The sequence below is a fragment of the Bradyrhizobium sp. Mp19 genome, from assembly GCF_029952935.1.
GTDB lineage: Bacteria > Pseudomonadota > Alphaproteobacteria > Rhizobiales > Xanthobacteraceae > Bradyrhizobium > Bradyrhizobium elkanii.
Window position 1 is genome coordinate 52,770 of the sequence record NZ_JASAUT010000045.1, and the last position, 11,000, is coordinate 63,769.

An 11,000-nucleotide genomic window follows, 5' to 3' on the forward strand; every position below is an offset into this window, starting at 1 on the left:
ATCAGGTTGCTCCTTCCAGGGCTGACGACTGTTCGGCAGTCTGCAGAGCGGCAACCCAGGCCTGACCAAGGCTCAAACCACCATCGTTGGGCGGCAGTTTCCGTGGCACCAGCGGGTTGAGGCCTGCGCTGCAGCAACCGCGCTCAATTTCATCCGCCAGCACCGCGTTCAGAAAACAGCCGCCGCTTAGAACGATGGTATTGACGCCGGTTCTCCGCGCAGCGCGCCTGACCCAGTCGATGCAGGCGACGGCAAAGGTGCCATGAAACAGCCCGGCTCCGTCCGCGGTGTCGATGTTGTCTGCAATCAACCGCGAAAACAGCGGGCGAAGCGACAGCACGTCGCGGTCGATGGTCCAGCCCGCTTCGAGAATTGCAGTCCGCCGTACCAACGCCTCGAGCTTCATCGCGGCCTCGCCCTCATAACTCTGCAAACTTGCAACCCCCAGCAGCGCCGCCGCGGCATCGAATAACCGGCCCGCGCTGGTCGTCGTGGCTCCGCCCGCTTGATCGAGCAATGCTGACACACGCCCAGCCTGCCGCTGCGCAGCAAAGCGAGGCGCGATTTCATGACCCCGGCCGAGCGCCTGCAATACTGCGCTTGCCATACGCCACGGCTCGCGGGCTGCGCGATCGCCGCCAGGCATTTGCAGGGGCGCGAGATGCCCGATGCGTCGAAACCTCGTTCCTTCGCACAATAATAGCTCGCCACCCCAGTTACCGCCGTCGGAACCGAAGCCATGGCCGTCGAGCACCAAGGCAAGCGCAGGTCCGGCGTGCCCGTGCTCAGCGATGACAGCGGCAGCGTGGGCGTGGTGATGCTGGACGGCGACAAGCGCCCGGCCGCTTGCTTGCGCAAACCGGGTCGACGCCATATCGGGATGCATATCATGGGCAATGACGACAGGCTCCACATCAAGGGTCGATGTGAGGTGGTGGATCGTCTGCTCGAACACACAGATCCCTTCGGCCGTATCAAGATCGCCAATATGCTGGGAGACGAAGGCTTCGTTGCCCCGCGTGATGGTGACGGTTGACTTCAGGGCGCCGCCGACGGCGAGCACGACCGGCACAGACCTCGCAAGCCGGATCGGTTCGGGAACATAGCCACGTGCCCGGCGAACGAACTGAGGCCGGCTGGCCACCACCGACAGCACGGTGTCATCGGCGCGCGTCAGGATATCTCGATCATGGGTCACGACAAGGTCGGCAATCCCCTTGAGCCGCCGCAGCGCCTGCGCGTTGTCGATCACGAGCGGTTCGCCGCAAGAATTGGCGCTGGTTGCGACGATGACCGGGGCTGCCCCCGCAAGCCATGTTCCTGTCGAGTGAAGCGCATGAAAGATGAGGTGATGCAGTGGCGCTACCGGCAACATGACACCTACGCGCGATAAGCCAGGAGCCGTCGCGGGCGCCAAATCATTGCGCGAAGTTAAAAGCACGATGGGACGTGCTACGGATTCGAGCAGCGCAAGCTCTGCCGCGTTCGCTTCCGCGATTTCGTTGACACGCTCTATGGAACCGACCATGACCGCGAACGGCTTCTGGGGGCGCTGCTTTCTGCTGCGCAAACGCTGCACGGCGTCCTGGTTGCGCGCATCGCAAAGCAGCTGATACCCGCCGAGCCCCTTTATTGCCACGATTTGGCCGCCGGCAATCGCCGCAGCAATGGCGTTGACCCCATGGCTAAGCCGAGGACCGCATATCGGACACGCGATCGCCTCCGCGCGAAACCTGCGGCTCGCTGGATCGGCATATTCGGCCGCGCAGGCGGCACACAGCCTGAAAGCCTTCATGACCGTGTTGCGGCGATCATACGGAAGCTGTTCGGCGATCGTGTAGCGCGGGCCGCAATGGGAGCAGCTGACGAAGGGATAAAGGTAATGGCGATTTTCTGGATCGAATAGCTCGCCCAGGCATTGCCGGCAGGTCGCGGCATCGGCAACGATCCGAGTTGACAACCTGCCGCCTTCGCTCGTGTGAATCGAAAAATCTTGTGCCGCGAGCGCCCCGGTCCGCTGAACGCAGATGTGGTCGATACGTGCAAGTGGAGGCGGCTCGAGCGGCAAAGCAGCGACAAACTCGGACGCCCGGTTACCCTCGACTTCGATTGTGACGCCCTCGGGGCCATTGACGACGAATCCCGCCAATCCGTATCGCCTGGCAAGGCCATAGACGTAGGGGCGAAAGCCGACTCCTTGCACGGCCCCGCTCACGCGCACGCGCAGCCGTGTTCGGTCGCAGATGGCGGCGGCGCTCATCGCCTGGTGTCCTCCAAGGCGCGCCTTTGATGCGCTACCTGCTCATCGATCCAACCGTAGAGTGAGCCAAAACCCTCGCCGGTCCGCGCCGAGACCGTGAGCACTTCGATCTTGGGATTGACGCGTCTTGCGTATTCGACGGTCTTGCCCAAATCGAACTCAAGCAGCGATGCCAGATCAATCTTGTTGATCAGCATGAGCGAAGAAGCGGCAAACATATCCGGATATTTGAGCGGCTTGTCTTCGCCTTCGGTGGTCGACAACACCACGATCTTGCAGGCCTCGCCTAGATCGAAGGCAGCGGGACAGACCAGATTGCCGACGTTCTCGATGAAGAGAATACCGCGCGTGAGCGGCGGCAAGCGGCGATAGGCCTCACCAATCATGGCAGCATCGAGATGACAACACTTGCCGGTATTGACTTGAATAGCTGGCACGCCGGCCGAGCGAATGCGTTCGGCATCGTTCGAGGTCTGCTGATCGCCCTCGATGACCCCGATCGTCCAGCTGCGCTTGAGCTCGGACACGGCGCGGACCAACAGCGAGGTCTTGCCTGCACCAGGACTGGACATAAGATTAAATACGAGCAGTTCGTGGGCCATGAAGAGGGCGCGGTTTTCCGCCGCGATCCTGTTATTCTTGCCAAGGATGTCGCGCCCGACCTGAATGATATGCTCGCAGCTCTTACCCGCGACCTTCAATGCAGCCGGGTCGGCGCCGCGGCTCACAAACGCCTGCCCATCATGCGCCTGATGATGGCCAAGATGATGAGGGTGATCATGGCCATGGCCGGCATGGTGTGAATGCTGCAGGCCCTGGTCGCCATGCAGATGCACCTCATGGCGATCGCAATTGTCCTGCACATCGGGACGGCCGCGAACGCGACCTTGCGCATCATGCACTTCGGCGCGTTCAGTTGAAGACGCCTGTCCGCTGCAGCCGCATACGCTACACATCAATCGATCTCCAGCTCTTTCACTCGCATCTCCTCGCCTGCTGTTACCTGCAACTGATAGCTGCCGCAGCATGGACAGCACTCATCGCGCCGTGCAATCTCGATGCTCTTCGAACAGGTCATGCACCAGGCCACGCCGGGACATTCGATGATTCTAACAGCCGCGCCCTCGGCAATGGTCCGCGTTGCAACGACAGCAAAGCAGAACCTGATCGCTTCAGGCGCAACATGGCTCAACGCCCCGATCTCCAGACAGACGCTCCGCACCTGGGAAAACGATCGGCGATGCGCCTCCTCCTCGACGATTTCGACGATGCTTTGACAAAGCGCCATTTCATGCATCGTCAACTTTGCGAAACTTGAGTGTGAATCCGACGCAGGGATCAAGCGATTCAATCACCGCACGAACCGCTTTCTGATGTCGTCTCGTCGTCAGCCCCGCGCCCTGCAGATTCCGGACAAGTGGTCCGCGCCAATGGAAATTCCATTCCGTCGGCGCAAGACATTCGAAGCGGGATATCTGGCCCTGAGGATCAAGCTCGACCGCGTGATAGAGCCGGCCCCTGGCGCATTCGATCGCGGCCGCTCCTCGTCCAGGACCTAACCTGTAGCTTTCGATGATCCCAGGCTCGGCCGATTCGATATGAGCACCGGACTTGAGCCAATCGCATAGCTGCCGGATTTCTGCAATTCTGGCCTTCAGCCGCGCGACCGCACCCGACCGACCCAGCCAGAGCCGATCACGCGTCATTTGGCGCGCCCATGGACCCGTCTCGGGCGCATGCCCACCAAGATCGGGACAATGGCAAAATGTCGGGTCATCGCCGAGCAGCCGTTCAGTGATGTTGCGGTCGTCGGCAACGGACAGGAACGAGTGCGCGATCGAGATGGACCTCAGGTCGACTTCGTCAAGCGCTGCAATGCAAAGCGCGAACGGGCTACCGGGCCTCGGCGCGCCATCTTCATCCGGCATGCCGAGTGCCGCGAGCGAAGCCACAATCTGCGCTATAGCCTCACGCCGAATAGAGCCGCGTGCTGGCCGTGCGCCGCCCACAAGCATTGACAGTCCTCGTATGAGGGACCGGATCGCCGCCGCACTGACATTCGGCGTAGGAAACCCGACCAAGAGGCCCCGCAGCAATTCTGAGATGCGCTCGGCAACGACCAAGAGCATACGACGCTGTGTCGTCGCGAGGATGATCTTTTCGTCACGTGCCGCCTCGATCGCGGACAGCAATGCGGTTTGTTGCGCAGCGGCACATACTGGGAAGAGATGCGGCAGCGCCTTGAGCAACGCCGAGGCCGGTTTGCCGGCGAACAGCCGTGCCAGTGGCGGCCGGGCTCGCGGCAGGATCTCGACCGCGGCGATGACGTCGGCAGCAAGCGATATGGTGACATCGATTTTGTTGCGAGCGACGAGGCTCATGCGCACCGCTCCGTCATCATCTCGCGCAAGAAATGCCGGCGGTCGATCGGACAGAGACGTGGCGCTTCGGTATGATTTAGCGCTCGGCGGTTGGGCGGCCACATCGTGGCAAGGACCGCTGCTTCGGCGCGGGCGCCACCCATGTCGTTGCGTGAGATCGCCGAAAGCAGGGAGCAACAGGCAATCGAGCCCAATGATGCGATTTCGCTGCCACCAAGCTCAATGTTGCGGAATCGAACTCGCAAGCGCAGGTTCGATTTCGGTCCAGCATGCCGTTGGCGGTTGCTCTTGCGCAAGAAGGCGACCAACTTCATGGCCCAAGGCGCGCCCATCATGCTAACGGGCCCTGCCCTCTGCACGTGCGAAACCCCGATCGCTTGGACCCTGAACACGGATCGTTCAAGGTCGGTCGCGTGCGCACGGCTCGACCGGCGATATCGCAGTCGGCTGCTACGAGCATCTCCTCAGGTGCCGACACATCGGGGTTCTTGCTCCTGCGAAGGTCCTGTTCGCGCTCAAGCATCATTTTCAACCGACCCGAAGCCGGACATCGACGTGCGAAAGCCGAAGACGCTTTCAGTTTTTGGAACGCAACGCACTCGCGCAGAAGTCTGTGTCGCCATCGCTCTCTTGTCAGTTGTACACGATCCAGCCAATGCCACGTTGGACGCGGGCGCCATCCGTGAGAGCCAGCCGAATGCCAGATATTCTCCAAGTTCTTCACGTGACGTAAGCCTTCATGATTTCCTGCAGGCGTTCGGCGGAATCCTCGAAATCCTCGTCGGCAGCCAACGCAACAATCGGCACGCCGCCGATCTCAAGCGTATCCAGGATGATGTTGTCGATAGAATTGAAGAACTGCACCGACCACACATTCCGTATCGCAGTCGCCTGCACTCGGCATGCGCCGTAGCCGCGAAAGATGAGCTGGACCGGACCATTGCCCACGCTCTGCTGGAGAAACGCCAGGTCGATGTCGTTCATCGGCAAAAGCGTGAGATTGATGACATGCGTGCGCATGCCAGGCCGCCAGGCGCGGGCCCGCTCGCGTGTTTCGGCGAGCACCGGCAGCACGTTCATCGCCCCATCCGGCGCGGTGCCGATCGCCAGATCGGTCGACGCCAGGTCCGTTGCGGCGCGCTGCACGATCTGCGGGATCGCCCCGACTTCAACATATTCGTGTGCCGGATCCGTCCCGATGCGCACGCGCCAGATTCCCGCAAGTACGGACTCCTGGATTCCCGCCTGAGAGCCATCTGGCAGCGCAACGACGCCGGCGACCTCGCCTTCCCCAAGCACTTCGGCAATCAGGTTGCGCTCGAGATCACTGAGATTCGAAAGCCTGTACAGTTGCGTGCGTGCGCTACTCTTCTGGCCACGAGCGGCGGCAGCTGTGTTCGATAGCAGCGTGATGGCATTCGGACAGTTTTTTGCAAGCTCGTCGGCATCGCGCCAAGCGCGCCTGGCCAGCGTCGCCACAGCCGTTGGCTCGCTATGGACGATGTCGCGACTATCCGCATTCACGGGAAACCCGCCCACCGCCGCAGCGGCGGCTTCGTATCGAATACGCGCCGCCGTTTTCATGATGCGAAGTTCCGTGGGGCTCGCCGAGAGGCAATGCTATCGGCGGTGCAGTCGCCGCCGGCGTGTGGTCCGACGATCGGTGCCGAGATGCGGTCGACCTTGACCAAACGGATCTGGCTCTTGCCGACCCGGCGCAGTGTGCCGCGCTGATGGCACTCGATCTGCGTCGGCGGGCCACGCAGGCCGAGCCGCCCACCCAGCTCGCTACCGGCGCCGCGCGCGGTTGCGCCCCCTTGCATGGGCCGCCGGTGCGCCTTGATCTGTTCAGAAAGCGCGTTTGCGACGTGGTTGGCCCACAGCGAATTTACGGGACCCGCTGCCGACAGCAGCTCCACGCCCCAACTCCCGGGATCCTGCGCGGTCAGATGTGCACCGGCGTTCGCTCTCGCTACCTCGGACAGAGCGGGCCGCGCCAAATCATGCTGCGCCGGCTGGAATTTCATCAGACGCCTTTCCGATAATCTTTGGTTCTGCTCGGCGAGCTATTAGCAAGGCACATGCCAATCCATCGTCTCGCTGCAATCGCGTGCGCGCCCGGATCAGCAGGTGTAAGCGCTTGACATCTGCTGTGCATAGGTTGCCTACGATGCAGATTCGATTTGCGAGCAAGGCGCGGTAGCGCGATGTCTGTGCGCGGCGCCGCTACCGCAGGTGGTCGGGCAATTGCGGCTCACGACCGATCAAATCCGCAAAGAAGCGATCGCAGTCCTCGCCACTGAGGCCGGCCTCGAGCCCGTCGAGTGCTTCCGAGATCCGCCTTGCTTCGTCCTCCTCCAAGAGCCGCACCGCTGTGTCGATATGGACGAGGACCTTGGCGCCGACCGACGCGCCGGAGAGCAGCATGACTGAGACACGCCGCTGTTCATCGCCATACTCGCATAGCGCCGTGATGCCGTCGGTCTCAACAATCGTCATTGGTAAGCCAAGGCACATGAATAGCCGCGGGCCGCTAGATCGGCCGCTCCCTTTCATAATTGACATGGTCGATATTGTTCCCCAACAGCCGTTCTGATACAGGCAGCGGCGAAGCCCGCAGTTTCGCCGGCGAGCCCCACTGGGCCAGCAGTTTGCAAGCCAGTTCAATCGCGGGCGCGATCTGAAAGCGCACCGGTGCAGTCAGCGGACCGCCCCAACGCTCCAGGTCCAGCGGCTGACAGCCGATCAGAGCGAGCTCTCGCGGGCAGCGGTCAAGCAGGTCGGCTGCACTCAAGACCTCTTGAAAGCCGGTCTGATGCAGACTCAGCTTCTTGGCAGCGGTAAATTTCGGCACCTCGTCATTCCGCACAAGCATCAACTTCCCGGGCGAAAGTCCATAGTCGATGGCATCGAACACGATCAGGCAATCGGCCTGCTCAAGGAAGCTGACAAGGTAGAGCCCCTGCGTGCCACCATCGAGGATGGAGACGTTGTCATCGATGGTGTAGCGACGATGAAACTCCTCTACCACTCGCACGCCGAATCCCTCGTCGGCCCATAGGATATTGCCGATGCCGAGCACCAGGATCCTTTTCTTGCTCTCCGGAGTCAGCATCCGCTTCCCAGTCAATCGCGGAACTGACGCTGACCCGAAATCATCGAGGAGATGCTCCGCCCCGACATGATGTCTTCCCGGATCACCGCGTAGATGTGAACCAGCGCAAAGGTCACGACGATCCACAGCCCGAGATGATGCCACGTATGGACGTCCTGACTGTTAGGCCAGATTGCAAATACCCAGCCGAACAGCTTGTACTGCCAGCTGTCACGGCCCGCACCCTGTCCATAAAGTGCAAAGCCTGTGACGATCATGAACGTGATCGTCTGCGTGAACATAAAGAACATCGCAAGTTGAGCCAGCCGATTGTGCCCGACGCGCCTGTCGGGCTCAACTGCGAGAAACGCGTACCAGCGCATCTCATCGTACACTTCGCGCCAAATGCAGCTGCGCCAGAGCGGCACGCGAAATATTTGCATGGCATGCGGGTTTCCCATCAGGGCCCAGTAGATGCGCAGCAGGAAGCCGACGCCAAGCACATATCCCGCAGAGAAATGCGCAAAGCGGATATAGCCGAACAAGAAATTGCCGCTAGCCTCTCCCGGCGTCGCCGGTGTCCCGGTTCCAATGAGATAGCCGGTTACGCCCAGCACCAGAATGGCCGCCGCATTGACCCAATGCCACAGTCGCACCGGCGCTTCATAGACGTAAGCGGCGCCACCGCCGCCGCCGCTAACAGTTGGCGGCGCATCGACGGCGGTAGGGTTTTGCGGAGCCTTGTCGGCCATGTCCCTACCGAACATTGACTGAAGCCATTTCTTGGCCGTCAGGACTGATCACATGGGTTGAGCAGGCCAAGCACGGATCAAAGGAATGGATCGTACGCAAGATCTCCAGGGGCCGCTGCGGGTCCGCGATCAAGTTCACCTCAGGTGGCAGCTTGTATGCCGGATGACCCCAATAGCCGTTCTTGAACGGACCGGGCTGCCCTGATCCGAAGAATTTGGTGAGCCTGATCTGCAGGTCCTTGAAATAACCAGGGGACGAAAGCGGCCAGGGCGAGATAGACTGCGCCAGCGCCGAAGTGGACTTGGGATCGGCCTTGAGCGCAGAGATGACGTCGACCCAATCCAGCGCGTGCAGATGATAAAAATGCACGAGATGATCATGCACAAGCAGGCAAAGCTGCATGATGTTGCGGATCGAGTTCGCATTTTCCGGAATGGTGATCCCTAGCGCGTTTTCAACGGCACGCACCGAGGTGAGCGCATGGGTGCCGGTGCAGACACCGCAAATCCGCTCGGTGAACGCCCAGGCGTCGCGCGGATCCCGCCCGCGCAGAATGACTTCGATTCCACGCCACATCGTCCCGCTCGAGACCGCATTGCGGACCACGTTGTCCGCATCGAGGTTGGCTTCGACGCGCAGGTGGCCCTCGATCCTGGTCAGCGGATCGATCACAATTCGCTTGCCGGAACGATCGAGGTTGAACCCATTCGGAGTCTGGACCACCACCGTCGCCCCCTTTAAGTCGGCTTATCTTTGCGAACTGCGCGATCCGGCTTGTGGGTCAATCGCTTCACGGCCGTGATCGCCGCATGTGCGGCGACGGTCAGCCCAACCGCGCCGGCAGCGGCCATGCCGATCTGATCGGCGTTCTTCTCGATGCCGAACTGCTGGATGGTCGTGAGCCGATCGTAAAACGAACCTTTGTCCCAAAAGCCGTCTTCGGAGCAGCCGAAGCAGCCGTGGCCTGATTGAATGGGGAATGAAACGCCGCCGTTCCAGCGAAGGGCAGAACAGGCATTGTAGGTGGTCGGCCCTTTGCATCCCATCTTGTACAGGCAGTAGCCCTTGCGGGCGCACTCATCGTCCCACGCCTCGACAAATTGGCCGGCGTCGAAATGCGAACGTCGATAGCACTTGTCGTGGATGCGCTCGGAATAAAACATCTTTGGGCGTCCTTGGCGATCGAGCTCAGGAAGCCTTCCGAACGTGGTGATGAAGGTCACTAGGCCGGTCATGACCTCTGCGATGGGGGGACACCCGGGAACCTTGACGATCGGCTTGTCGGTGATCACCTTATCGATCGGTACAGCGCCGGTCGGATTGGGCTTGGCCGCTTGCACGCAGCCCCAGGATGCGCAGGTCCCCCAGGCAATGACCGCCATGGATGATTCCGCCATCCACCTGAGCCTCTCGACGAACGGCTTGCCGCCGTCAATGCAGAACATGCCCCCCTCATTCAGCGGCGGGTTGCCTTCGACGGCAAGCACATATCTGCCTTTGTACCTGAGACGGGCTTCCTCGAGGATGGCTTCAGCCTGGTGACCTGCCGCGGCCATGATCATATCGTCGTAGTCGAGCGAAATCATCGACAACAGGACGTCTTTAATTAGCGGATGGGCCGAGCGGATAAAGCTTTCCGAGCAGCAGGTACACTCGAGCCCGTGCAGCCAGATGACGGGCATACGCGGTTTGGTCTCTAGGGCATTGGCAATCCTGCTTGCGGCGAGCGGGCCGAGTCCGAAGCTCGAGGCCGTCAAACTGCAAAACTTGTGGAAACTGCGACGCGTGATACCTTGGCGTCTGATCACGCTGTAGAAGGTTTCCGTTGCCCCACTCATGAACCCCTTCCAAGTTTCTCGTCGGCCCTGACGAATTGCTCACATTCAGCAGCAAAAAATGGGCCACCGCCCGGCAAACATCTGACGGTTACCAAGCCGCCACTCCGTGATTTGCAGTGGGATCGGCGAGCTAAGCGCAAGCTGCGCAACTGAGCGCGCTCACCGTGCCAATGGTGTCCGGTTTTGACCGTCGATGTCAGAACTCCAACAATGCAGCACAATGGCTCGTCCCTCGCGGCCAATGCGTTATACTCGCTCTTTAAGCACGGTCCCGACACCGGCCGACACGGCAATTGCCGCAGTTCACGCGGCACCGCACTGCTCACCGATTTCAATGGGACTTGTTCGCCATTCTCAGATGCAATGGAGGCCGCGATCGTCGCAACTGCGCAACGACACCAAAGTGGCAGTCACCAACAACCCGAACCGGCGACCAAGAACGGCGCGATAGCGAGCCCTCCGCGCCGCAGTACACCGCCTTCACCTTTCAGGGCGGATCGATCCAATCTGCCTTGGGTCAATGACGCGCGGTACCAAGCCCGCCGGGATTGCGGGCGCAAGGCTGGGCGCGTTTGAGAGCTTTCATCCAGAAACGTTTGCCGCGCGGCGAACAGGATGGAAGTGGAGCGTCGACCATGATGAGAGGGCTACGCCGGGCTCGTGACGCAGGGAGG

General features: G+C 61.1%; 12 protein-coding genes and 1 pseudogene. All 13 read right to left on the reverse strand.

Going from position 1 to position 11,000, the window contains the following annotated elements; translation table 11 throughout:
- Position 1: 1 nt before the first annotated feature.
- The 13 genes and pseudogenes from hypF to QJT82_RS34135 all read right to left on the reverse strand — a co-directional run bounded on the left by hypF (position 2) and on the right by QJT82_RS34135 (position 10,326).
- Positions 2–2,260 carry a carbamoyltransferase HypF gene (gene hypF / locus QJT82_RS34075; protein WP_016846850.1) on the reverse strand — a complete coding sequence of 753 codons (2,259 nt, stop codon included), beginning with the start codon at positions 2,258–2,260 and terminating at the stop codon, positions 2–4.
- The gene (hypB, locus tag QJT82_RS34080; RefSeq protein WP_028344287.1) at positions 2,257–3,216 is read right to left on the reverse strand and encodes a hydrogenase nickel incorporation protein HypB; all 960 of its coding nucleotides are present in this window, start codon (positions 3,214–3,216) and stop codon (positions 2,257–2,259) included. Before hypB ends, hypF begins: the two co-directional genes overlap by 4 nt.
- The gene (gene hypA, locus QJT82_RS34085; protein WP_016846846.1) at positions 3,216–3,557 is read right to left on the reverse strand and encodes a hydrogenase maturation nickel metallochaperone HypA; all 342 of its coding nucleotides are present in this window, start codon (positions 3,555–3,557) and stop codon (positions 3,216–3,218) included. The genes hypB and hypA overlap by 1 nt, the downstream gene beginning before the upstream one ends.
- On the reverse strand, positions 3,550–4,641 hold the full coding sequence (locus QJT82_RS34090; RefSeq protein ID WP_016846845.1) for a nickel-dependent hydrogenase large subunit: 1,092 nt from the start codon (positions 4,639–4,641) through the stop codon (positions 3,550–3,552). Before QJT82_RS34090 ends, hypA begins: the two co-directional genes overlap by 8 nt.
- Positions 4,638–5,033 carry a [NiFe]-hydrogenase assembly chaperone HybE gene (hybE, locus tag QJT82_RS34095; RefSeq protein ID WP_075968856.1) on the reverse strand — a complete coding sequence of 132 codons (396 nt, stop codon included), beginning with the start codon at positions 5,031–5,033 and terminating at the stop codon, positions 4,638–4,640. The genes QJT82_RS34090 and hybE overlap by 4 nt, the downstream gene beginning before the upstream one ends.
- Before the next feature lie 328 nt (positions 5,034–5,361).
- Complete coding sequence (locus QJT82_RS34100; RefSeq protein ID WP_016846843.1) at positions 5,362–6,225, reverse strand: hydrogenase expression/formation protein; 864 nt, start codon at positions 6,223–6,225, stop codon at positions 5,362–5,364.
- The gene (locus QJT82_RS34105) at positions 6,222–6,668 is read right to left on the reverse strand and encodes a hypothetical protein (protein ID WP_016846842.1); all 447 of its coding nucleotides are present in this window, start codon (positions 6,666–6,668) and stop codon (positions 6,222–6,224) included. Before QJT82_RS34105 ends, QJT82_RS34100 begins: the two co-directional genes overlap by 4 nt.
- Before the next feature lie 199 nt (positions 6,669–6,867).
- Positions 6,868–7,158, reverse strand: a complete 291-nt coding sequence (locus QJT82_RS34110; protein ID WP_026192295.1) for a HypC/HybG/HupF family hydrogenase formation chaperone — start codon at positions 7,156–7,158, stop codon at positions 6,868–6,870.
- 16 nt (positions 7,159–7,174) lie between these two features.
- The gene (locus QJT82_RS34115) at positions 7,175–7,756 is read right to left on the reverse strand and encodes a HyaD/HybD family hydrogenase maturation endopeptidase (protein ID WP_016846840.1); all 582 of its coding nucleotides are present in this window, start codon (positions 7,754–7,756) and stop codon (positions 7,175–7,177) included.
- An 11-nt stretch (positions 7,757–7,767) separates the two neighbouring features.
- A complete protein-coding gene (gene cybH / locus QJT82_RS34120; RefSeq protein ID WP_016846839.1) occupies positions 7,768–8,487 on the reverse strand; it encodes a Ni/Fe-hydrogenase, b-type cytochrome subunit in 720 nt (239 codons plus the stop codon).
- 4 nt (positions 8,488–8,491) lie between these two features.
- The gene (locus QJT82_RS34125) at positions 8,492–8,626 is read right to left on the reverse strand and encodes a nickel-dependent hydrogenase large subunit (RefSeq protein ID WP_264641921.1); all 135 of its coding nucleotides are present in this window, start codon (positions 8,624–8,626) and stop codon (positions 8,492–8,494) included.
- A pseudogene (locus tag QJT82_RS34130) lies at positions 8,612–9,214 on the reverse strand (nickel-dependent hydrogenase large subunit); the annotation flags it as partial. The pseudogene QJT82_RS34130 and the gene QJT82_RS34125, both read right to left, overlap by 15 nt.
- 11 nt (positions 9,215–9,225) lie before the next feature.
- Positions 9,226–10,326: a hydrogenase small subunit gene (locus QJT82_RS34135; RefSeq protein WP_028344289.1), complete on the reverse strand. Its 1,101-nt coding sequence runs from the start codon at positions 10,324–10,326 to the stop codon at positions 9,226–9,228.
- Positions 10,327–11,000 lie beyond the last annotated feature (674 nt).